Annotated in this window: 20 protein-coding genes; 7 read left to right on the top strand and 13 right to left on the bottom strand. The window is 71.8% G+C overall.

From position 1 onward, the window contains the following. Window positions 1-521: 521 nt before the first annotated feature. The 3 genes from ETD83_RS10065 to ETD83_RS10055 all read right to left on the bottom strand — a co-directional run bounded on the left by ETD83_RS10065 (window position 522) and on the right by ETD83_RS10055 (window position 1542). A complete protein-coding gene (locus ETD83_RS10065) occupies window positions 522-845 on the bottom strand; it encodes a hypothetical protein (RefSeq protein ID WP_138644794.1) in 324 nt (107 codons plus the stop codon). After that, a complete protein-coding gene (locus ETD83_RS10060) occupies window positions 842-1114 on the bottom strand; it encodes a hypothetical protein (protein ID WP_138644793.1) in 273 nt (90 codons plus the stop codon). The genes ETD83_RS10065 and ETD83_RS10060 overlap by 4 nt, the downstream gene beginning before the upstream one ends. A gap of 62 nt (window positions 1115-1176) precedes the next feature. Continuing rightward, window positions 1177-1542: a hypothetical protein gene (locus tag ETD83_RS10055; RefSeq protein ID WP_138644792.1), complete on the bottom strand. Its 366-nt coding sequence runs from the start codon at window positions 1540-1542 to the stop codon at window positions 1177-1179. A 314-nt stretch (window positions 1543-1856) separates the two neighbouring features. Between ETD83_RS10055 and ETD83_RS10050 the strand changes: the two genes are divergently transcribed. From ETD83_RS10050 to ETD83_RS10025, 6 genes are all read left to right on the top strand, one after another. Next, window positions 1857-2744 carry a helix-turn-helix domain-containing protein gene (locus ETD83_RS10050; protein WP_138644791.1) on the top strand — a complete coding sequence of 296 codons (888 nt, stop codon included), beginning with the start codon at window positions 1857-1859 and terminating at the stop codon, window positions 2742-2744. Further along, a complete protein-coding gene (locus ETD83_RS10045) occupies window positions 2741-3004 on the top strand; it encodes a DUF397 domain-containing protein (RefSeq protein WP_138644790.1) in 264 nt (87 codons plus the stop codon). The genes ETD83_RS10050 and ETD83_RS10045 overlap by 4 nt, the downstream gene beginning before the upstream one ends. 109 nt (window positions 3005-3113) lie before the next feature. Then, a complete protein-coding gene (locus tag ETD83_RS10040) occupies window positions 3114-4829 on the top strand; it encodes an acyclic terpene utilization AtuA family protein (protein WP_138644789.1) in 1716 nt (571 codons plus the stop codon). After that, window positions 4826-6424: an acyl-CoA carboxylase subunit beta gene (locus ETD83_RS10035; protein WP_171064115.1), complete on the top strand. Its 1599-nt coding sequence runs from the start codon at window positions 4826-4828 to the stop codon at window positions 6422-6424. The genes ETD83_RS10040 and ETD83_RS10035 overlap by 4 nt, the downstream gene beginning before the upstream one ends. Before the next feature lie 25 nt (window positions 6425-6449). Next, entirely contained in the window at window positions 6450-8453 is a 2004-nt protein-coding gene (locus tag ETD83_RS10030; RefSeq protein WP_138644788.1) for an ATP-binding protein, read from the top strand. Then, the gene (locus ETD83_RS10025) at window positions 8450-9604 is read left to right on the top strand and encodes an acyl-CoA dehydrogenase family protein (protein ID WP_138644787.1); all 1155 of its coding nucleotides are present in this window, start codon (window positions 8450-8452) and stop codon (window positions 9602-9604) included. The genes ETD83_RS10030 and ETD83_RS10025 overlap by 4 nt, the downstream gene beginning before the upstream one ends. Before the next feature lie 60 nt (window positions 9605-9664). Here ETD83_RS10025 and ETD83_RS10020 read toward each other — a convergent pair whose 3' ends face one another. The 6 genes from ETD83_RS10020 to ETD83_RS09995 all read right to left on the bottom strand — a co-directional run bounded on the left by ETD83_RS10020 (window position 9665) and on the right by ETD83_RS09995 (window position 16532). After that, a complete protein-coding gene (locus tag ETD83_RS10020; RefSeq protein WP_138644786.1) occupies window positions 9665-10231 on the bottom strand; it encodes an AAA family ATPase in 567 nt (188 codons plus the stop codon). Further along, window positions 10228-11298, bottom strand: a complete 1071-nt coding sequence (locus ETD83_RS10015) for an enolase C-terminal domain-like protein (RefSeq protein WP_138644785.1) — start codon at window positions 11296-11298, stop codon at window positions 10228-10230. Before ETD83_RS10015 ends, ETD83_RS10020 begins: the two co-directional genes overlap by 4 nt. Window positions 11299-11328: 30 nt before the next feature. Then, the gene (locus tag ETD83_RS10010; protein ID WP_230420804.1) at window positions 11329-11769 is read right to left on the bottom strand and encodes a hypothetical protein; all 441 of its coding nucleotides are present in this window, start codon (window positions 11767-11769) and stop codon (window positions 11329-11331) included. A gap of 76 nt (window positions 11770-11845) precedes the next feature. Further along, window positions 11846-13288, bottom strand: a complete 1443-nt coding sequence (locus ETD83_RS10005) for an LCP family protein (RefSeq protein WP_230420803.1) — start codon at window positions 13286-13288, stop codon at window positions 11846-11848. 147 nt (window positions 13289-13435) lie between these two features. Continuing rightward, on the bottom strand, window positions 13436-14965 hold the full coding sequence (locus ETD83_RS10000; RefSeq protein ID WP_138644782.1) for an LCP family protein: 1530 nt from the start codon (window positions 14963-14965) through the stop codon (window positions 13436-13438). Window positions 14966-15095: 130 nt separating this feature from the next. After that, window positions 15096-16532, bottom strand: coding sequence for a GuaB1 family IMP dehydrogenase-related protein (locus ETD83_RS09995; RefSeq protein WP_138644781.1), 1437 nt, complete (start codon window positions 16530-16532; stop codon window positions 15096-15098). Between the two features lie 634 nt (window positions 16533-17166). On the opposite strand from ETD83_RS09995, the gene ETD83_RS09990 reads away from it, so the two are divergent. Then, on the top strand, window positions 17167-18081 hold the full coding sequence (locus ETD83_RS09990; RefSeq protein ID WP_138644780.1) for an Lrp/AsnC family transcriptional regulator: 915 nt from the start codon (window positions 17167-17169) through the stop codon (window positions 18079-18081). Between the two features lie 81 nt (window positions 18082-18162). Here ETD83_RS09990 and ETD83_RS09985 read toward each other — a convergent pair whose 3' ends face one another. The 4 genes from ETD83_RS09985 to ETD83_RS09970 form a co-directional block, all read right to left on the bottom strand. Next, complete coding sequence (locus ETD83_RS09985) at window positions 18163-19758, bottom strand: Na+/H+ antiporter (RefSeq protein ID WP_138644779.1); 1596 nt, start codon at window positions 19756-19758, stop codon at window positions 18163-18165. A 79-nt stretch (window positions 19759-19837) separates the two neighbouring features. Continuing rightward, the gene (locus ETD83_RS09980) at window positions 19838-20710 is read right to left on the bottom strand and encodes a LysR family transcriptional regulator (RefSeq protein ID WP_138644778.1); all 873 of its coding nucleotides are present in this window, start codon (window positions 20708-20710) and stop codon (window positions 19838-19840) included. An 83-nt stretch (window positions 20711-20793) separates the two neighbouring features. After that, window positions 20794-22350 carry an MFS transporter gene (locus tag ETD83_RS09975; protein ID WP_138644777.1) on the bottom strand — a complete coding sequence of 519 codons (1557 nt, stop codon included), beginning with the start codon at window positions 22348-22350 and terminating at the stop codon, window positions 20794-20796. Then, window positions 22350-22613, bottom strand: a complete 264-nt coding sequence (locus tag ETD83_RS09970; protein WP_138644776.1) for a ubiquitin carboxyl-terminal hydrolase 14 — start codon at window positions 22611-22613, stop codon at window positions 22350-22352. Before ETD83_RS09970 ends, ETD83_RS09975 begins: the two co-directional genes overlap by 1 nt. Window positions 22614-22622: the final 9 nt, after the last annotated feature.

Genomic DNA, 22622 nt, shown 5'->3' with positions numbered 1-22622 from the left:
GTGGGGGACCGAGGGGGTGGTGGGTCTGGATGTCGATAGAGGTCCGGAGGCGGAGGGTTCGAGGTCTTCTTCTTGATGGGCGACGTGGACGGGCTGGGCTCGCTTGGGGCAGTCGTTGGTGTCGGCGGCACCGAAGGGGTGCGGGAGGGCTCTGGAGGTTGGTCGGACGGTATGAACCTGGCGCCCGCGACAATGATGGCCGCGACGATACCGGCGATGGCGGTGATGACGGCTGCCCGGATTTGGGTATCGTCCCGGTTTCTGCGCCGACCTAAAGGCCGGGAGAAACTTTGCTTGGGTTCGCCTGCGCGTCCGGTGTGCTTTCTTCTATGAACAGCCACGCCTCGACAGTGTAGTAAGGCGATCTCGAGCGGCGCCGGGTTTCTTTGAAAATACCTATTGCCGTGCGGTGTCCCCTTGGTGAGTCCGATCCAACAATTGACCGTAATCGTCTTAACCGGTCAATTGATGTAAATGGTTGGCCATGAGCTGCTTCGTCCGCTGAACGGTGGTGGGTGCGGCTACCGGACGATCCGCTGCAGCGCCGACTTCATCCGCATCAAGGCGTAGCCGGGCGCCCGGCTCTCCTGCGACAGCGGTTGCGTGCGGATCTCCCTGCCCGCGCCGGGGAGGTCGTGGCATGGCCGGAGCGGGTCGCCGGTAGACGTGATGAACCACGGCACGCCGCCCACTCCGTCCTTGATCCGGACGGTCGTCCCGGGCCGCGCCGAGTCCGGCGGGACCGCATGCAACAGGTCCGGGTCCTCAAGGCGGGCCGACCAGCCGGTGGCGGCGAGTTCGGAGGCAAGGGCGTGGAGGGCGTCGAGGCGCTGGGCGGGGTTCACGCGTCCCGCCACACGACGGCGCCGGTGGCCTCGTCCAGCCACGCCTCGGCGACGACGTTCAGCCGGACGTACCGGACGCGCCCGAGCGGGTCGAGCGCGACCCGCCGGATCGTCCCGCGCCCGCCGGGGCCGCTGCCGCGAAGCACCTGGTGCACGTGCCGCATCGCGGTGTTGCGGTCGTCCGTGACTCCGCTCCATCCCCGGTCCCCGGCCCGGGCGTCCCACGTGAACATCCTGCGGGCCGCCGGGCGCCGGGCCTGCCCGCTCATGACCCAGCTGACTCCACGGTGGGCGGCAACGCCTCCCAGCGGGCCCGCGATCATCGGCTCCGTCATATCGCCGCCCTCTCCATGGTCATCTTGATCTGGCGTGCGGCCGCGTCCAGCTCGTTCGCGGGGCAGATCGGCGCGCCGGTGCGGACGTTGTAGAACCACCATTGCCCGTCGCGGTAGTGGCACCCGACCGTGGCCGCCCGGCCGGAGGTCCGGTGCGGGATCACGTTGAGGACCGGGTAGCCGTCGATCGAGGTGAAGGCCGTCAGCAGGCCCGTGACCGGGACCAACCTCTCGGAGAGTCGGACCAGGAAGGTGATCCGCTCCCGCTGCGGCATCGGCGTCCCCGGACGGCGTGCGACATCCGGTTCCGGCGGGGGCGGCGGCAGGACGCGGCCCCCGGACCGCCGCTCGTGCGCTCCCATCGATCACGCTCCGAAGGTCCGGCGGGTGGAATGGGCGGCGATTCTCATGATCCTCCTCCGACGTTTGTATTCGGACATTTTTCATCTCTGGGGCTAATTGGGCAGCGGAAGATGATCGAATTCTTTGTTCGAGGGACAAATGTTCGAAGTCATCCCCGCGGCGAGGTCGAGTAGAGCATCATGGGGAAGAGATCTGCAAGGCTTCAGCCGGATTATCCACTGAAATCTTCGCAGGTCAGAGCACCATTGCAGATCGAAGTGCCCGATCCTTTCACTTCGAGTGAAAGACAGCCCCGGATTGAGGTGGTGACGAAATGCCGGCGACCCCGACCGGCTCGACCGTTCCGCGCAGGCAACTCGGCAGACATTTGCGCCGACTGCGGACAGATGCGCGCATGACGGTGATAGGGGCCGCGAAAGCGCTCGAATGGTCTGAGACGAAGGTGTGGCGCATCGAGACCGGGCAGACGTCGCTGCGGTCCCACGACGTGGAGCTCATGTGCCACGTGTACGGAGCGCCCCGCGACCTGAAGGTGGCCCTGATGGGCCTCGCCAAGGAGACCAAGCAGAAGGGATGGTGGCACGCCTACGGTGACGTGATCCCGGATACCTTCGACCTCTTCATCGGTCTGGAGGAGGCGGCCGAGACGCTAGAGGAGTACTCGCCCGAACTGGTTCCGGGCCTGCTCCAGACGCCGGACTACTACCGCGCCCTGCTCGACAGGAACAGGCCGGGACTCCAGGACGAGGAGGTCGAACTCAAGGCCCAGCTACGAGTCAAGCGCCAGATTCTTATCACCCGAACCGTCGCGCCACCTACGCTGCGGGCCGTCCTCAACGAAGCCGTCGTCCGCCGCGTGGTGGGCGGAGCGGAGGTCATGGTGCCGCAGTTGCACCGGCTGGCCGAACTCAACGAGCTCCCCCATGTCGCCCTCCGCGTCCTGCCCTTCTCCGCCGGAGCGCACCAGGGATTCGACACCGGACCGTTCATCCTGATGCGGTTCCTGACGACCGGGGACGGGCGCGGCCACGAGCCGCCCACGGTGTACGTGCAGGGGTTCACCGGGGCGCTGTACCTTGACAAAGCCAACGAAATCGACCGCTACGCCGACGCGTTCGCAGCGGTCTGGGACGACGCTCTGCCGGAGGACGAGAGCTCGTCGCTGTTCCGGCGGGCAGCGAGGGAGATGGACGGACGATGAGCGCTGGATTCACGGCTGCGACCTGGCGCAAGAGCAGCCGCAGCAACTCCGACCAGGCATGCGTGGAGGTCGCGCAGGGCGTGGTCTGGCGCAAGAGCAGCCGTAGCAATTCCGATCGGGACTGTGTGGAGGTCGCGCAGGTGTCGGTCGCCGTCGGCATCCGGGACAGCAAGGCCCCGGAGAGCGGCCACCTCACCCTCGACCGCGCCGCCTTCGGTGCCCTGCTGGCCGAGGCCAAGGCGGGCGCCCTCGATCTCTGACCCCCATCGACGACCCCGGCGGTCTTCCGCCGGGGTCGTCCTGCGTCTGCGACCCAAGAACAATCATGCGTGATTGATTTTCTGATTCCGGGCTGGCAAGGTTCGGGCCATGAGCCAACCGCTGCGGGTCGGCAACGCCTCGGGCTTCTATGGCGACCGCTTCTCCGCGATGCGGGAGATGCTGGAGGGCGGTCCGCTGGACGTCCTCACCGGCGACTATCTCGCCGAGCTGACGATGCTGATCCTGGGGCGCGGCAAGCTGAAGGATCCGGAGGCCGGGTACGCGACGACATTCCTGCGGCAGATGGAGGAGTGCCTCGGGCTCGCCGTGGACCGGGGCGTCCGCATCGTCGCCAATGCCGGAGGGCTCAACCCGCGCGGGCTCGCCGAACAGCTGCGCGCCCTTGCGGAACGGCTCGGCCTTGAGGTACGGGTCGCTCACGTGGAAGGCGATGACCTGCTGCCGCGGGCTGAGGAACTGGGCTTCCGGCATGAGCGATATGGAGCGCCGCTGACCGCGAACGCTTACCTGGGCGCCTGGGGGATAGCCGAGTGTCTGCGGGACGGTGCCAATGTGGTGGTGACCGGGCGCGTCACGGACGCCTCGCTGGTAGTGGGGCCGGCGGCCGCGCACTTCGGGTGGGCGCGGGATGCATGGGACGCGCTGGCCGGTGCGACCGTCGCCGGGCACGTCCTCGAATGCGGGGCGCAGGCCACGGGCGGCAACTACGCCTTCTTTGAAGAGATCTACAACGTAAAGGCGCCGGGCTATCCGGTCACCGAGATCCACGCTGACGGCTCCAGCGTCGTCACCAAGCACGAGGGCACAGGCGGTGCGGTGACCGTCGACACCGTCACGGCTCAACTGCTGTACGAGATCGGGGGGCCGTCCTATGCCGGGCCGGACGTGACGACGCGCTTCGACACGATCGAGCTGGCACAGGACGGGCCTGACCGGGTGCGGATCAGCGGCGTCCGGGGGCTTGCGCCGCCGCCGTCCACCAAGGTGTGCCTCAACCACCTCGGCGGACACCGCAACGAGATGACGTTCGTCCTCACCGGTCTAGGCATCGAGGCGAAGGCGGAACTCGTCAAGGCGCAGATGGAGGCCGCGTTCGATGGCACCCCGCCCGCGCGCGTCGAGTGGACGCTCATCGGGACCGCCAAGCCTGATCCCGCGACGCAGGGGGCGGCGACCGCGCTGCTCCGGTGCGCGGTCCTTGACCGTGACCCGGAGAAGGTCGGCCGGGCGTTCAGCAGTGCGGCGGTGGAACTGGCCCTCGCGGGCTACCCCGGCTTCACGATGACGTCCCCGCCTGACAAGGCGAGCCCTTACGGCGTCTACACGCCGGCGTTCGTTCCGAACGAGGCAGTCGAACATGTCGCCGTGACCCACGACGGCCGCCGCATCCCCATCCCACCTCCACCGACAACGATGGATTCCTCGACCGGGGACGGCGTGGCCGGGACGAGTGAACAAGTGGATAACACGCCCACGATTCGTGTTCCGTTGGGGCGCGTGGCTGGGGCGCGGAGTGGGGACAAAGGTGGGGACGCCAATGTCGGTGTGTGGGCTCGGACGGACGAACAATGGCGCTGGCTGGAGTCCTTTCTCAGCGTTGAAAGGTTCCGGGAACTGCTTCCTGAAACACGGGAGCATGTCGTTCGGCGGTATGTGCTGCCCAATCTGCGTGCGGTGAATTTCGTTGTTGAGGGGCTGCTGCAGGAAGGTGTGTCCGCCTCGACTCGGTTCGATCCGCAGGGGAAGGCATTGGGGGAGTGGCTGCGGTCACGTCTCGTCGACATTCCGGAGGCTGTCCTTTGACGCTGAAGAGCACCCTTGACACGCGCGGGCCGGAATACCGGGAACGGCGCCGCGCCATGCTGGAAAAGCTGGCTGCCCTCGATGCCGAGCACGCGAAAGCGTTGGAGGGAGGGGGCGAGAAGTACGTCGCGCGGCACCGCAGGCGCGGGAAGATGCTTGCGCGGGAGCGCATCGAGCTGCTGCTCGACCCCGACTCGCCGTTCCTGGAGTTGAGCCCGCTCGCCGCGTGGGGCAGCGACTTTCCCGTCGGCGCGAGCGTCGTCACCGGGATCGGCGTGGTCGAGGGTGTCGAGTGCATGATCGTGGCTAACGATCCGACGGTGCGGGGCGGGTCGAGCAACCCGTGGACGGTGAAGAAGAGCTTCCGGGCGTCCGACATAGCGCTGGAGAACCGGCTGCCCGTCCTCAACCTCGTGGAGTCGGGCGGTGCCGATCTGCCTACCCAGAAGGAGATCTTCATTCCGGGCGGGCGGATGTTCCGCGACCTCACGCGATTGTCGGCGGCCGGAATCCCGACGATCGCGCTGGTGTTCGGGAATTCCACGGCGGGCGGCGCGTACGTTCCGGGAATGTGCGACTACGTCGTCATGGTCAAGGAGCGCGCGAAAGTGTTTCTGGGCGGCCCGCCGCTGGTGAAGATGGCTACCGGAGAGGAGGCCGATGACGAGGAACTCGGGGGCGCGGAAATGCATGCGCGGACGTCCGGCCTCGCCGATTACATGGCCGTGGACGAGGCCGACGCGCTCCGGCTGGGACGGCACATCGTCAAGAACCTCAACCATCGCAAACTCGGCCCGCCGCCCGGACCCGGCCCGGTCGAGGAGCCGCTGTACGACGCGGACGAGCTCGCCGGGATCGTCCCCGAAGACCTGAAGGTGCCGTTCGACCCGCGCGAGGTCATCGCCCGGATCGCGGACGGGTCCCGGTTCGACGAGTTCAAGCCGCTGTACGGGACGAGCCTCGTCACCGGCTGGACGCGCGTCCACGGCTACCCGATCGGGGTCCTGGCCAACGCGCAGGGTGTGCTGTTCAGCGAGGAGGCGCAGAAGGCGGCGCAGTTCATCCAGCTCGCCAACCAGCGCGACACGCCGCTGCTGTTCCTGCACAACACCACCGGATACATGGTCGGCAAGGAGTACGAGCAGGCCGGGATCATCAAGCACGGCGCGCTGATGATCAACGCGGTGGCGAACAGCACCGTCCCGCACATCTCGATCGTGATGGGAGCGTCGTACGGGGCGGGCAACTACGGGATGTGCGGCCGGGCGTACGACCCCCGGTTCCTGTTCACGTGGCCGTCGGCGAAGTCGGCGGTGATGGGGCCGCAGCAGCTCGCGGGAGTTCTGTCGATCGTGGCGCGGCAGGCCGCCGAAGCGCGCGGGCATGCCTACGACGACGAGCAGGACCGCGCGATGCGGGAGATGGTCGAGGCGCAGATCGAGGCGGAGTCGCTGCCGTTCTTCCTGTCGGGACGGCTGTATGACGACGGCGTCATCGACCCGCGCGACACCCGCACCGTGCTCGGGCTGTGCCTGTCGGCCGTCCACAACGCGCCCGTGCGCGGGGCCGACGGCTTCGGCGTCTTCCGGATGTGAGCGACGTGAGCGATGTGAGCGAGAAATGATCAAGAGTGTGCTGGTCGCGAACCGGGGCGAGATCGCGCGCCGCGTCCTGCGGGCCTGCCGGAGCCTCGGCATCGGGACGGTCGCCGTCCACTCCGACCCGGACGCGGGCGCGCCGCACGTCCGGGAGGCGGACGTGGCGGGACGGCTCCCCGGCGCGTCCCCGGCGGAGACGTACCTGTCGTCCGAGCGGCTCCTGGCCGTGGCGAAGAGCGCCGGGGCCGACGCCGTCCACCCGGGCTACGGGTTCCTGTCGGAGAACGCCGACTTCGCGCGGGCGGTCGGCGACGCGGGCCTGACCTGGATCGGTCCGCCTCCGGCGGCGATCGCCGCGATGGGCTCCAAGATCGAGGCGAAGAAGCTGATGGCCGCCGCGGACGTTCCCGTCCTGCCGCAGCTCGATCCGGCCGAGGTGGGCGACGCCGACTTCCCGCTGCTCGTGAAGGCGTCGGCGGGCGGGGGTGGGCGCGGCATGCGGATCGTGCGCGCGCCCGGTGAGCTGGACGATGCCGTCGCCGGGGCGCGCCGCGAGGCGGAGTCGGCGTTCGGCGACCCGACCGTGTTCTGCGAGCCGCTGCTGGAGGGTGCCCGGCACATCGAGGTGCAGATCCTCGCCGACGCCCACGGGACGGTCTGGGCGCTCGGCGAACGCGAATGCTCGATCCAGCGCCGCCACCAGAAGATCGTCGAGGAGGCGCCGTCCCCGGCGGTCGGGCCCGGGCTGCGCGCCGAACTGTGCGATGCGGCGGCGAACGCGGCCCGCGCGATCGGGTACGTCGGCGCGGGCACGGTCGAGTTCATGCTTGCGCGCGACAGCCGGTTCTTCTTCCTGGAGGTCAACACGCGCCTGCAGGTCGAGCATCCGGTCACCGAATGCGTGTACGGGGTGGACCTCGTCCGGCTGCAGATAGAGATCGCCGAAGGCGCCCGACTCCCCGAAGGCGCGCCGGAGCCGCGCGGGCACGCCATCGAGGTGCGCCTCTACGCCGAAGATCCGGCGCGCGGCTGGCGTCCGGCCGGCGGCACCCTGCACACCTTCGAGGTGCCGGACGTGGACGTCGAGTTCGCCGTCCCCGCGTTCCCCGGACCGGGGCTGCGGCTCGACAGCGGCGTGGAGAGCGGCGGCGAGGTCGGCGTCCACTACGACCCGATGCTCGCCAAGGTGATCGCGTGGGCGCCGACCCGCTCCGCCGCGGCCCGGCGGCTGGCGGCTGGGCTGCGCGGCGCCCGCTTCCACGGCCTGACGACCAACCGCGACCTGCTCGTCCGGATTCTGGAGGAACCCGGATTCTTGGACGGCGACACCGACACCGGCTACCTCGACCGCATCGGCCTGGACCGCCTTGCCGCGCCGCTCGCCGGAGAGGCCGCCGTCCGGATGTCCGCGCTGGCCGCCGCGCTCGCGCAGGCCGCAGGGAGCCGGTCCACGGCCGGGGTCCTCGGCGGGCTGCCGTCCGGGTGGCGCAACCTCCGGTCGCAGCCCCAGCGCAGGACGTTCGAGGGCCCCTCCGGACCGGTCGTCGTCGACTACTACCTGCACAGGAACGGGCTGGTCTCCGAACTGTGCCCCGGCACGTCGCTGGTGAGCGCCACGCCGGGGACGGTCGTGCTGGAGCACGACGGCCTGCGCGAGACGTTCGCGGTGACCATCACGGGGGACGCGGTGCACGTCGACTCCCGCCTCGGCGCGGTGGCGCTCCGCCCGGTCCCGCGCTTCGCCGACCCGAGCGGCCGGCTCGCCCCCGGCTCCCTTCTCGCCCCCATGCCCGGGACGGTCGTCCGCGTCGAGACCGAACCCGGCGCGGACGTCGCGGACGGGCAGACCCTCGTCGTCCTGGAGGCGATGAAGATGGAGCACCGCATCGCCGCACCGTCCGCCGGGACGGTCGCGGAACTCAACGTCGCGGCGGGACAGCAGGTCGAATCCGGCGCCGTCCTCGCCGTCATCGAGCCCGCGACCGAGGCCGTAGGCCAGGGCGCTACCGAAGGGAACGCGGAATGAGCTTCGTTGAGAGCGAGGAGCGGCGGGCGCTGCGGGCGGCCGTCGCCGAACTGGGCGCGAAGTACGGCCCGTCGTACTACGTGGAGAAGGCCAAGACCGGCCAGAAGACCGAGGAGCTGTGGGCCGAGGCCGGGCGGCTCGGCTACCTCGGCGTGAACGTCCCGGAGGAGTACGGCGGCGGAGGCGGCGGCATCGGCGACCTCGCCGCCGTGTGCGAGGAGCTGTCCGCCGCGGGCTGCCCGCTGCTGCTCATGGTCGTGTCCCCGGCGATCTGCGCCACGATCATCGCGCGCTCCGGCACCGCCGACCAGAAGAAGCAATGGCTCCCGAGGTTCGCGGACGGCTCCGTCACCATGGCGTTCGCGATCACCGAGCCCGACGCCGGATCCAACTCCCACCGCATCACGACCACCGCCCGCCGCGACGGCGACGGATGGGTGCTGAGCGGGCAGAAGACGTTCATCTCCGGGGTGGACGAGGCGGACGCCGTCCTGTTCGTCGCCCGCACGCACGACCAGAAGGGGAACCTGCGGCCGTCGCTGTTCATCGTCCCCACCGACGCGCCGGGCTTCACCTGGACGCCGATCGGCATGGAGATCGTGTCGCCGGAGAAGCAGTTCATCTGCCACCTCGACGACGTCCGGCTGCCCTACGAGGCGCTCGTCGGCGACGAGGACGGCGGGCTCCTGCAGCTGTTCGCCGGGCTGAACCCCGAGCGGATCATGGCCGCCGCCATGGGCGCCGGGATCGGCCGCCTCGCCCTCGGCAAGGCCGTCGCCTACGCCAACCAGCGGCAGGTCTTCCGGACGCCGATCGGTGCGCACCAGGGCCTCGCGCACCCGCTCGCCGCCGCCAAGATCGAGCTGGAGCTGGCGCGGCTGATGGCGCAGAAGGCCGCCTGGCTCTACGACGCGGGCGACGACGCGGGCGCGGGCGAGGCCGCGAACATGGCGAAGTACGCCACCGCGGAGGCCGCGGTCCACTGCGTCGACCAGGCCATCCAGACCCACGGCGGCAACGGCCTCACGACGGAGTACGGCGTCGGGATGCTGGCCGGTGTCGTCCGGCTGATGCGGATCGCGCCGGTCAGCCGCGAGATGATCCTCAACTTCGTCGCGCAGCACTCCCTGGGGCTCCCCAAGTCCTATTGATCGGCGGGCGGCGGGCGTCTCAGTCTCCTGCCCGTCCGGCGGGAGCGGCGGGTGAGCGGGTCAGGCGAGGAGATCGTCCAGCTGGGCGGCCAGTGACCTTGCGGCCGTCAGGCGGTTGTCCACGGCGGCGTGCGGGACGGGAGGCGGCTCGTCCGGGCGCATCCGGGCGGTGAACGCGTCGAACGCGGCCAGCTTGCCGGCGTCGCGGGGCGAGCCGCGCCGCTCCAGCCGGTGGCGCAGCGTCGCGGCGTCCGTCCTGACCCAGACGAGGTGCACGGGCGGGCCGCCGAGGGCGCGGGTCCACTCCGCCCAGCGGGACGGCGAGCGGATCTGGCCGGTGAACGGGCCGCTCAGCAGCACCGGGCAGCCGTGCGCGCGGACCTCCCGGGCCGCCGCCGTCATCCCCGCGTACTCGTGCCGCTTGACGTGCTCGTCGTACCAGGGGCCCTCGCGCTCGCCCGGGTCACGGCCGGACGCCGCGAGCACCGCCTCGACGAACGGCCCGTAGAGCGTGTCCTTGTCCAGCAGCGCGGGGACGGGACGCAGCCGCGCGAGCAGCAGTTCCGCCACGGTCGTCTTCCCGCAGCCGGGCGGGCCCGCCACCACCCACACCGGGGCGGGCGTCACGCCGACAGGCGCATCCGGCGGGTCGCCAGCCGCTCGATGCGCTCCTCGTCGAGGTCGTGGCCGAGGCCCGGCTGGGTGAGCGGCACGCCGACGACGCCGCCGGACGAGCGGACGGGCGGCGTCACGAACACCGGCCCGCCCGCCGGGTCGGACACGTCGCTCGGCAACGTGCAGCCCGGCAGCGAGGCGAGCGCGACGGCCGCCGCCTGGCCGATGCCGAACGCGCCCGACCCGCTGCACCACACGTCCCACCCGGCCGCGTACGCCAGGTCGTGGGCGCTGCGGGCGGCGGTCAGCCCGCCGAGCCGGTCGAGGCGCAGGTGCAGCGCGCGGCCCGCGTCCAGCGACAGCGCCGCGTCGAGGGTCTCCAGGTCGCCCACGGCGGGCGCGACGGCGGTGCCGACGCGGAGCTGGAGCCGGGCGTGGGCGGCCAGGTCCCCGGCGGCGAACGGACGCTCCACCGCCGCCAGGCCGTAGGAGTCCAGACCTTCCAGGACCTCCAGGTGCTCGGGCGACTCGGTGTAGGCGTGGCCCGCGTCGGCGACGAGCGCGAGCGCCGGGTACGCCTGCCGGATCGTCCGGACGGGCTCGATGTCCCAGCCGGGACGGATGTCCAGCGTGACGCGGGTATGGCCCGCTCCAACGGCCTGGTTGACGCGGCCCGCGATCGTGTCCAGGGTCGCCTCCGGGGAGATCCGCGCGCCGGTCACGATGGACGTGCGGGTGCCGCCGAGCGCGTGCGCGAGCGGCAGGCCCCGCGTCCGGCACCACAGGTCCCAGCAGGCGGTGTCGATCGCGGCGGCCGCCTCGCGGGCGCCGAGGTCGGCGGCGGCGGAGACGTCCTCCGGACGCTCCCAGTCGAGCCCGATGAGAGCCGGGCCCATGCGCTCCTCGATGTCGGCCCAGGCGCCGCCCGGGCCGCCGCCCGGCGACTCCGGCCCGGCCGGGACGGCCATCTCGCCCCACCCGACCGCGTCACCGCAGGTCAGGCGGACGAGGATGCTCTCAGGCCGCCGTCCGCGCGGCATCGCCACGCGGAAGGCGTCGCAGCCATGGATCTGGGGCACCCGCACCCGCCTTTCGAGGAGTCGTCCTCCTCAATTCTCCCCCCGCCGCCGACCGCGCAGGTACGGGCGCAGCGGGCGCCGATCGTAGCCGCCGTCCTCCAGGCCCGCGAGGCGCTCGAAGGGGTTGTAGGACGCCCAGTCCCCGCACAGCAGCATCGAAACGCCCGCGCACACCCCGTACAGCGGGATCATGACGAGGCCCAGGCACCAGGCGTACTGCGTCGAATGGCGTCCCTCGTGCCACAGCAGCCGTTCCCCGCCCGCCGGGCCGGACGCGCCCTCCAGGCGGGACACGTCGCCGCGCACGAGGACGACGTTGCCGACCGTGAACGCGCGCGCGATCGGGAAAGGCGGCCGGTACCCGCCCACCAGCAGAAGCCCGTCCGGGCCCCGGCGGACGCGGGGGGACCCGCGCGCGGCGGTCGCGGCCAGCAGCAGCCCGAGACCCGTCGAGAGGTTGACCGCGTTCACGACCTGACGAACCCTGTGCGCCCTTTTCACCTCCCCAGTGTCCACCGCCGGCGCAGGGACCCGGCGGGGAGAGGAGTCACGAAGGGCAGCTGGAATCGAGGGACACCGGCTTGCTGGGGACCTTCGGCGTCCCGTTGCCGCCGTCCTGCGGGTCGTCCGTCTCGGACGGCGACACGCCCGGCGACGCGCTCGCGGACGTCGTCGGATGGCTGCTCACCTGGCGCGGGTCGCTGTTGATGGCCTCGGACGTCAGCTTGCGGATCCGGTCGAAGTCGGGGCTTCCCGTGTAGATCAGCGGCGGCACGAACTGCAGGCTGTTGATCTTCGCGCCGTTCTTGACCTTGTTGGAGAGCTTCATCAGGGCGGGCAGCAGCTCCTGCGGGATGTCGGTCGACAGGGTCCGCTTGGCGGCGGCGGCGAGCTTGTCGAAGCTGGTCAGGACGGTGTGCGGATCGGCCTGCTCGGCGATCGCGCGCATCAGGCACTTCTGCCTGCCCATCCGCACGTAGTCGCTGCTGTTGGTGCGGGACCGTCCGTACCAGAGGGCCTCCTTGCCCGACAGCGTGCGGTAGCCGGGCTCCAGGACGGCGCCCTCCAGCCCGTAAGGGATCGGCTGGTCGACCTTCATCCTGACGCCGCCCATCGCGTCGACGATGTCGGCGAAGCCGAACATGTCGACGAGGATGTAGTAGTCGACGCGGAGGCCGAGGACACCGGCGATCGTCGCCTTCAGCAGCTCCGGGCCGCGGTGGTTCTTGGCGACGCCGGGCACCAGGTCCGGGTGCTCCTCGGCGTACTGGTACACCTCGTTCAGCAGGCCCGGCGTCCCCCCGCCGTCACCGGTGAAGCCGTACGGGAAGCGGTCGCGGGCCGGGCCCGGCGGGAACGGGACGTTCTCCAGGTTCCGGGGCAGGCTCAGCAGGACCGTGTCGCCGGTCTTGGTGTTCACGCTGGCCACCGTCATGCTGTCGGTGCGCACGCCGGTGCGGTTCTCGGCGGCGTCGCCGCCGATCAGCAGGATGTTGACGCGCGGCTGCCCGTCGAAGGGGTCGTCGGCGTCGACGTGCCTGCCGTTCTCGCTGCCGGTGCGGAAGATGCTGGTCAGCGCGTCCCTGGCGACATAGCTCTTGTGCGCCGACCAGGCCGCCGGGACGGCGACGGCGAGGCACATCACGGCCACCGCGCCCGCGCCCAGCGAACGGGCGCCGCCCGTCATGCTGACGGGCCGCAGCACCAGGTAGGACCAGACCACCACGAACATCCACAGCAGGCCGAGCGCGACGAGCGCGGCGGTCAGCCGCTGCAGCATGTCCGGCTGGACGGCGAGCGTCGGCAGATCGGAGCGGTAGACCGTGGCGGCGCCCGCGAAGGCGCCGGCGACCGCGAGGTACAGGGCCAGCAGCACGCCGCCGGCGACGCGTCGTCCCGCGACGAAGTGGGCCACGCCCCAGACCAGGGCGGACGCGAGCGTCAACGCCAGCGCGCGCGGAAGCCCCTCGCCGCCGGACGTATGGTCCACGTCCCCCGCCGAGGCACGCCGACTCGCCGATTGCCCCATGTACGCTCCGATTCCCACCCACGCTGGAATAAGCCCTAGCTCACATTAAGGACGCTCGGAACCGGGCAAAGGTTGCGTAGGAGACGGCCTCGGACGCGTGATGGGGCGTCAGGCGCAGCTGTTGCTCAGAATGTGCAGCCCGTCCGCGCTCCGGGCGCCGGAGGAGGAGTCCCGGACGGCACGCGCCGCCATCCTCCTGATCTCGGCATAGTCCGGACGCCAGGTCGAGACGACCGGCGGGACGAACTGCAGGCTGGTGATCTCGGCGTTCCTGATCTTGGCGGCGAGGCCGACGAGCTGCGGGAGCAGCCGCCGCGGCAGGTCGGTGCTGACGGAGAACTTGAAGACCTGGGTGAGGCGCTGGAAGCTGCGCAGCACGGTCAGCGGCCCGGCCTGGCGGGCCAGCGCCCACATCAGGCATTTCTGGCGGCTCATGCGGGAGTAGTCGCTGCTGCCGGTCCGGGACCGTCCGTACCAGAGGGCCTCCCGTCCGCTGAGCCTGCGGCAGCCCGGCTTCAGCACCCCGGACGGCACCTGCTGCCTGGGGACGGGCACGGCGTCGGTCACGCAGACCTGGACGCCGCCGACCGCGTCCACGATCTGCCGGAAGCTTCGCATGTCCACCATCGCGTAGTACGGGACGGGTTGGCCGAGAATGTGGGCGACCGTCCGTTTCAGCAGTTCGGCGCCGGGATTGCGGACGCGCCCGCCGCCCGCCAGCACACCGGGGTTCCGGGTGCCGGTCTCATACACCTCGTTCAGCAGCTCCTTGGGCGGGAAGGGGACCCGCTTCGTGCCCGACCACACCGGCACGTGCTGCAGGTTGCGCGGCAGGCTCATCAGCAGCGTGTCGCCCGTCGCGGTGTCGATGCTGGCCAGTGTCATGCTGTCGGTGCGGACGCCGGGGCGGCCCACATCGGCGTCGCCGCCCATGAGCAGCACGTTGAGGCGCGGCGTGCCCGCCCAGGGGTCCGCGGCGCCCGCCGCCGGGGCGCTCGCCGCCCCGGCCGCCCCCGCGCCCTCGGCGAACAGGCTGTCGACCAGGTCACGTTGTAGGTAGCCGTAGTGGGCGACTGTCAGCGGCGGGACGATGACGAGCAAGCACAGCACTGAGACGGAGGTGCCTCCGGCCAGGCGCCACAGCGGCGACAGGCCGTCGGGGACCAGGATCGCGTAGGAATGGACGATCAGTGCGGTCCACAGCCCCGCCAGCACGACCGCGGCGACCGCCACCGCCAGCAGCCACCCGGGCCGCACCGACAGCTCCAGGAACAGGGACCGGCCCTCGCCGACCGCGGCCGCGGTGCCCGTGAGCAGCAGCGCCTGCGCGAACAGCAGCGTCCCGCCGAGCCGGACCCGCCCGGCCCGCAGGTGCGCGATGCCCGGTATGGCCGGGGACACCGCGGCGATCAGCAGCGCCTGGACCAGCCCCCGCAGCGCCGCGTCCCGCCCTTGCCGTTCGTCGCGCCCGTGCCGTTCGTCGCGCCCGTGCTGTTCATCCGGCTTGGGCTGCGCGTCCTGCTCATGCTGAGCGTCGGGCTCGGGCCGGACGTCCCGCCCGCCGTCGTTCTCGCCCGCAGGCCGCGGTGGGTCGTCCGGGAGCAGCCGCGTCCCGTCGCCGATCGGCCCGTCGACCATGCTCCGCCCCCTTTCAGGGACGAAGACCCCCTTCTCCGCCCCCTCTCCCACAAGCGTGCAGGTCAGAGCGCGGAAAGATCAGCGGCGAAGGCGGCGTGTCGCGAATGCCACGCTGATCATGGAGAAGACTTCACCAACTGCTGGACAGCGGCATGCCTTCGACGAAGCCGGACGAGCCCTGGATCCCGACGGTCGCCCGCTCGTGGAACTCCTCCAGCGTCCGGGCGCCCGCGTAGGTGCAGGAACTGCGCAGCCCCGCCACGATCGAGTCGATCAGGTCCTCCACGCCGGGGCGCCGCGGGTCCAGGAACATCCGCGACGTGGAGATGCCCTCCTCGAACAGCGCCTTGCGGGCCCGGTCGAACGGCGAGTCGTCGGCGGTGCGCACCCGCACGGCCCGCGCGGACGCCATCCCGAAGCTCTCCTTGTACGGCCGGCCGTCCGCGGTGCGCTGCAGGTCGCCCGGCGACTCGTAGGTGCCGGCGAACCAGGAGCCGACCATCACGTTCGCCGCGCCGGCGGCGAGCGCCAGGGCCACGTCGCGGGGGTGCCGGACGCCGCCGTCCGCCCACACGTGCCGGCCGAGCCGGCGGGCCTCGGCGGCGCACTCAAGGACGGCGGAGAACTGCGGCCGCCCGACCCCGGTCATCATCCGGGTCGTGCACATCGCGCCCGGGCCCACGCCGACCTTGACGATGTCGGCGCCCGCCTCGATCAGGTCGCGGGTGCCCTCGGCGGTCACCACGTTGCCGGCCACGACCGGGACGGCGGGGTCCAGCGCCCGGACGGCCGCGAGCGCACTGATCATCTTGTCCTGGTGGCCGTGCGCGGTGTCGACGACGATCAGGTCGGCGCCCGCCTCCAGCAGCGCCTTCGCCTTGCCCGCGACGTCGCCGTTCACGCCGACGGCCGCGCCGATGCGGAGCCGCCCGGCGCCGTCCACGGCGGGCTTGTACAGCGTGGCGCGCAGCGCGCCGGTGCGGGTGAGGACGCCCGCGAGCCGTCCGGACGCGTCGACGACCGGCGCGAGGCGGTGCCCGCGCTCGTGCAGCCGGTCGAACGCCTCGCGCGGGTCGACGCCGTCCGGCACCGTGACCAGGTCGCGGGACATGATGTCGCGCAGCTGCGCGAACCGGTCGACGCCCTGGCAGTCGGCCTCGGTGACGACGCCGACGGGACGGTCGTCCTCGACGACGATCACGGCGTTGTGGGCGCGCTTGGGCAGCAGCGCGAGCGCGTCGCCGGCCGTGCTGGACGGGCCGAGCCGGATCGCGGTGTCGACGACCAGGTCGCGTGCCTTGACCCAGCCGATCACCTCCGCGACCACGTCGACCGGGATGTCCTGCGGGAGCACCGCGATCGCGCCGCGCCGCGCGACGGTCTCGGCCATCCGGCGGCCGGAGACGGCCGTCATGTTGGCCACCACGAGCGGGATGGTGGTCCCGGTCCCGTCCACGGTGGACAGGTCGACCTCCAGGCGGGACCCGACCGACGAGCGGCGCGGGACCATGAAGACGTCGTTATAGGCGAGATCGTGAGCGGAACGCTCACCGTTCAGCAGGCGCACGGCTGTACTACACACCAATCGCGGGTCAGGGTGGCTGGGCCACCGTACATTGTCGGCCATACCCGGCAGTGCCCCGGGCAAGCCGTTCGCGGCCCGCCGCGGGCCCCTCCGGCCGAAGCGAACTTCGCGACGTGGTGAAAACGGTGCAACGTGAGGCTTGGCTCTCTGTAAAGTTACCTCTTGACGTAACTGCGCCCTCGATGCACTTTTCTTACATGTGCCTCACGCGGACGGCTGAACCGCCGTTAGGGGCGTGACAGCAGAACACCGGGAGAAGCGCATGCAGGTCACGCACGTGGACCCGGTCAGCCGCGCTCGTCCGCGCCGCGGGCCGGCCTGGTCGTGCGGCGATCACGGCAGTGATCATCGGAGTGATCCTTGCCACCGCGCGCGGCCTCCGCCGCACTCCGCCGCGCCCGGTGCGCGTTGTGAGCCGGCCGCGTTGTGCTTTCGGACGGGATTATCCGGCGCCGGAAACGTCGCCGCGCACAACCCGCCGCAGACGCTTCGACGGCCGCCGGGCGCGGTGAACACGAGCAAGATCAATATTTGACGTCATACCGTCCTGAAATGGAATGATCTTGCAGTTGTCGACAAACCGATTCATCTCCATCACATGTCGAGGAGGACAGCCGTGCTGGATGCGGTCGACGCCGTGCTCGTCCGCGAGCTCCAGCGGGATGGCAGGGCGACGTTCCAGGCGCTCGCCGACCGCGTCGGGCTTTCCCGCACGGCCGTGCGGGCACGGGTGCAGCACCTTCTCGAAACGCAGGTCGTCCGCGTCGTCGGCATCGTGCACGCCGCCGTCGTCGGCGCCGAGGCGATCGGGCACCTCTCGGTCACCGTGGACGGCTCGGCGCGGAAGGTGGCCGCTGCCGTCGCCGAGCGGCCCGCCGTCAGCTTCGCCGCCCTGACCGCCGGCCCGTACGACCTGGTCGCCCAGGTGCGCACCCGCGACGACGCCGCGCTCGCCGCCGAGGTGGACCACATCAGGTCCGTCACCGGCGTCCGGGCGGCGGAGGTGTTCCGGTCGGTGGCCACCGTGCGCGACACGCACGCGGTGGTGCGCGAGCTCGGCGAGGTCACCCTCGACGGCATCGACTGGCGGCTCCTGCAGGAGCTGCAGCGCGACGGGCGCGCCCCTTACACCCGTCTCGCGCACATCATCGGCCTGTCGCAGGCCGCCACCCGGGCCCGGGTGGTCAGGCTGATGCGCTCGGGCGTCATCCAGGTCACCGGCCTGGCCGACCCGCTGGCCCTCGGTGCGGCCGAGCTCGGCGGGTTCGGGCTGGTGGTCACCGGCGGGCTGCGGAAGGCGGCCGACGCGGTCGCCGCGCAGGACGGCATCCGCTACCTGGCGACCGGCTTCGGTCGCTACGACATCGTCGGGCAGGCCGAGGCGGCCTCGCGCAGCGAACTGGTCGCCGTGCTGGACGCCATCCGCGCCGTGCCCGGGGTGACGGTCCGGGAGTCCTGGCACCACCTGGACGTGGTCAAGGAGTCCTACACCGTCGAGCTGCCCGACCAGCCCCTCAACGGGTCGGCCTGACACCGCCGCCTCACCCGGCCGCCCCGGCTACGGCGTCCAGTCGTGGCCGGGGACACAGGCCTGCCCCGCGCCCGCGCGGGTCTACTCGCGGTTGAGGGCTGCCTCCTCCAGGTCCAGCTCGTGCATGACGCGGGTCAGCACCTCGTCGTCGATGCGGCGCTCGTCCCGCATCTGGACGAACACCCGCCGCTCCGCCGCGAGCATCTCCCGGCGCAGCCGCCGGTACATCGCCGTCGGCACCTCCTCGCCCGCCGGGCCCGTCCCGCCGCCGAGCCGCTCCCAGGCGCGCAGCTGCCGGTGCTCGGCGAGCTGCCGGAGCCGCTCCACGACCTCGGCGTCCAGCTCCTGCTCGGCGTCCAGCTCGTCCAGGCGCTCCAGCGCCGCCCGCGCGGCGGCGTGCTGCGCGCCCGCCTCCGCGACGGTGTCGGCGTAGCGTTCGCGGCCGCCGCCGACGCCGAGCGCGCGGATCAGCGCCGGGAACGTCAGCCCCTGCACCAGCAGCGTCCCGAGGACGGTCGTGAACGTCAGGAACAGGATCAGGTCGCGTCCGGGGAACGGCTCGTCCGCCGAGGTGGTGAACGGGATCGCGAACGCGGCGGCCAGCGACACCACGCCGCGCATGCCCGCCCACGACGCGATCGTCCGGCCGCGCCAGCCCGGGTCCTCGCGCTCGCGCTGCCGCTTCGACAGCAGCCGCGGGACGTACGAGGCCGGGAACACCCACACGAAGCGCGCGACGACCGTGACCGTGAAGATCGCCAGCGCCCACCAGGCCAGCTCCGGCGCGCTGCGCCCCGACAGCCCGTCGATCACCGGTGGCAGCTGCAGGCCGATCAGCAGGAACACCACGGTCTCCAGGACGAAGACCATGACCTTCCAGAACGAGTGCCCGATCAGCCGGGTCACCGCCGCCGACTCGGTGGCCCGGTGCCCCAGGTACAGCCCGCTGACCACCACCGCGATGACCCCGGACGCGTGCACGCTCTCGGCGATCAGGTACGCGGCGAACGGCGTCACGACCGCGACGCCGTTCTCCACCAGCGGATCGTTCAGCCGCGTCCGCAGCCAGTGCAGCGGCGGCCCGAGCAGCAGCCCGACGGCCGCCCCGACGGCGGCGGCGAACAGGAAGCGCCACACGCCGTCCAGCAGCGTGAAGCCCGCGCCGGTCGCCGCGATCAGCGCGACGCGGAACGCCGTCAGCGCCGTCGCGTCGTTGAACAGGCTCTCGCCGACCAGGATCGTCACCGTCCGGCGCGGCAGCCCGAGGCGCTGCGCGATGCTCACCGCCGCGACCGCGTCCGGCGGCGCCACGATCGCGCCGAGCACGAACGCCGCCGGCAGCGGCAGGCCGGGGACCAGCAGGTACGCCGCGTAGCCCACCGTGAAAGTGGTGAACAGCACCAGCCCGACCGACAGGAACCCGATCGACCAGGCGTTCTCGCGCAGGCCCACGAAGGAGCTCTTCCAGGCCGCGGCGAACAGCAGCGGCGGCAGGAACACATACAGCGCGATCTCCGGGTCGAGCTCGAACTCCGGCACCCCCGGCACGAACGAGACGGCCAGTCCCGCGATCACCAGCACCAGCGGCGCCGAGAGCCCGGCCCGCCGCGCTCCCGCGGCCACGACCAGGGCGGTTACCGGAACGGCCAGCAGCCAGAGTGCGTGCGTCGTCTCCACCCGCCAGATGATCGCACGCGGCCCGCATCCGCATCCCCTCTGGGGGGACGACCCCCCAGACCCCCCGGAAGTGCGACGGTCAGTGGGAGTCCCGGGCCGTGTCCTTGGCAAAGGTGAGGAAGTCGCGGGCGGCGGGCGGCAGCTTGCGGTGCGCGTGCACGATCCCGGTCATGCGGGTGATCGGCGGCATGAACGACCGGACGGTGACGCCGTCGGTGTCGTCGAGCTGGTTGCGGTACCACAGCAGCGAGCCCATCCCGGCGCGGACCCAGCCGATCCAGGCGCCGCGCTCGTCGGACTCCACCGCGGCGACCGGGGTGGCGCCGACCCGCCGCAGCACGGTGTCGATCTCGGCGCGGCGGGCGCTGCCGCGGGCGGGCAGCACGAGCCGCATCCCGTCCAGCGCGTGCACCGGCACCGGCTCGCGCATCTTCAGCGCCGGCGGCGAGATCAGCACGACCTCCCGCTGCTCGAACGGGTGCGCGGTCATGTCGCCGGGTACGGGCAGGTCGGTCAGCGCGAGGTCGGCGCGGCCCGCGCGCAGCGCCGCCGCGACGCGGTCGCGGTCCTCGCAGCGGATCACCCGGACCCGGACGGCGGGCTGGTCGCGGGCGAAGCGGGGGAGGAGCCGCCCGGTCAGCTCCGGCTCCAGCGTGGAGGTGACGGCGATGCGCAGGTCGGCGCCGCGCCCGTTCGACCGGGTCACCGCGAGGCCCTCGATCGCGTCGACGGCGTCCAGGGCGACCCTGGCCTGCCGGACCACCTGCTCACCGACGGGCGTGAGGACGACACCGCGCCCGGAGCGGGCGAACAGCTCGACGCCGAGCTCGCGCTCCAGCTCGCGGACGGCCCGCGAGAGCGCGGGCTGGGCCACGTAGAGAGCCTGGGCCGCCGACGTCATCGTGCCGTGGTCGGCGGTCGCCACGACATAGCGCAGCTGCCGCAGATTCATGCACCGACCGTATGCCAATGAACCCATTCGGTCTTGGACATAGCCGGAATCGGACCGAGATTGAACCCGCCCCGACCTGGTGATCAAGGCGGCGGGCCCCCGGCGGCCTTGGCCGGGGCGGGCTCCGGCTCCGGCTGCAGTTGCGGCGCGCCGACCCCGCAGTGGCTCCTGCACTCCGGCTCGACCACCTCGCCGGACGGGGCGCGCAGCGCGTCGTCGTCGACCGTCAGGAAGCTCAGCACCGCGCCGGCGACGAGCATCGCGGCGCACACCGTCATCGCGATCCGGAACCCGTGCGAGAACTGGGCCGGGTCGTCGTAGGCGTCGCCGGTCAGCCCGGCCAGCGGCGGGATCGCCGCCACCGTCAGCAGCCCCGCGGCCCGCGCCACCGCGTTGTTGACGCCGCTGGCCACGCCCGCGTGGTTGACGTCCGCGGTGGCGAGGACGGTCGCGGTGAGCGGCGCGACCACCGCCGCCAGGCCCAGCCCGAACACGATCACGGCGGGCAGGACGTCCCGCACGTAGGACGAGTCCGCGTCGATCCGGCCGACGAGCAGCATCCCGGCCGCCGCGACCACCAGCCCGGCCGTCATCGGCAGCCGCGGGCCGATCTTCTGCGCGAGCGCGCCCGCCCGCGCCGACAGCAGCAGCATCAGCACCGTCACCGGCAGCAGCGCCGTGCCCGCCGCGATCGGCGAGAAGCCGCCGACGACCTGGAGGTTCAGCACGAACAGGAAGAACATCACGCCCATGCCGCCGTACATGATGAACGTGATGACGTTGATGGCGGTGAACTGCCGGGAGGCGAACACGTCCAGCGGCAGCATCGGGCGCGGCGCCTCCCGCCCCGCCCGGGCGGCCCGTCCGGCGCGTCCCCTGCCGCGGATTCTCTCGACCATCACGAACGCGACGGCCGCGGCGGCGCCGGACGCGGCGGTGGCCACGATGACCACCGGGGAGGCGTTGCCGCCCGGCGCCTCGGTCAGCGCGTACGTCGTCCCGGCCAGCGCGAGTGCCGCCAGCGCCGCGCCGAGCACGTCGAAGCGCCCGCGCGCCTCCGGGTCGACGCTCTCCGGGACGTGCCGGACCGCGACCAGCACCACCACGGCGGTCAGCGGCACGTTCAGCAGGAACACCCACCGCCAGCCCGCCGCCTCCACCAGCCAGCCGCCCGCGAACGGCCCGATCGCGCCCGCCACGCCGCCGAGCCCCGACCAGGCCCCGACCGCGCGGGGCCGGTCGTCGGCGGCGAACGACGCCTGGATGATCGCCAGCGAGCCCGGGGTGAGCAGCGCCCCGCCCACGCCCTGCAGCGCCCGCGACACGATCAGCATCTCGATGTTCATCGCCAGGCCGCACAGCACCGACGCGACCGCGAACCACACGACGCCGACGAGGAAGATCCGCCGCCGCCCGTACCGGTCGCCGAGGGAGCCGCCGAGCAGGATGAACCCGGCGAGCGTCAGTGTGTAGGCGTTCACCGTCCACTGCAGCCCGGCCATGTCGGCGTCCAGGTCGCGGGCCAGCCTCGGCAGCGCCACGTTCACGACCGTGGCGTCCAGCATCGCCACACTCGACCCGAGCACCGTCGCGAGCAGGATCCAGCGGCCCGGCCCGGTGCCCAGCCGGACGTCCGGCATCAGACGATCAGTTCATCGACAAAGCACCAGCGCCAGTCCTCGCCCGGCTCGAACGACCGGACGATCGGGTGCCCCTCCTTCTCGAAGTGCGCGGTCGCGTGCCTCATCGGGGACGAGTCGCAGCAGCCCACGTGCCCGCAGCCCAGGCACAGCCGCAGGTGGACCCACCTGGTGCCCTCGGCCAGGCATTCCTCGCACCCCTGCGGAGTGGTCGGCGACGGGTCCTGCGCCGGAATGCTCCGCACATGTTCGCAAGTGGCCATATCTGAATC

Origin of the sequence: Actinomadura soli (genome assembly GCF_005889715.1) — a bacterium.
GTDB classification, from domain to species: Bacteria; Actinomycetota; Actinomycetes; order Streptosporangiales; family Streptosporangiaceae; genus Spirillospora; species Spirillospora soli.
Note: the sequence above shows the minus strand (reverse complement) of the source record. Positions and strands in the feature narration are given on the sequence as shown.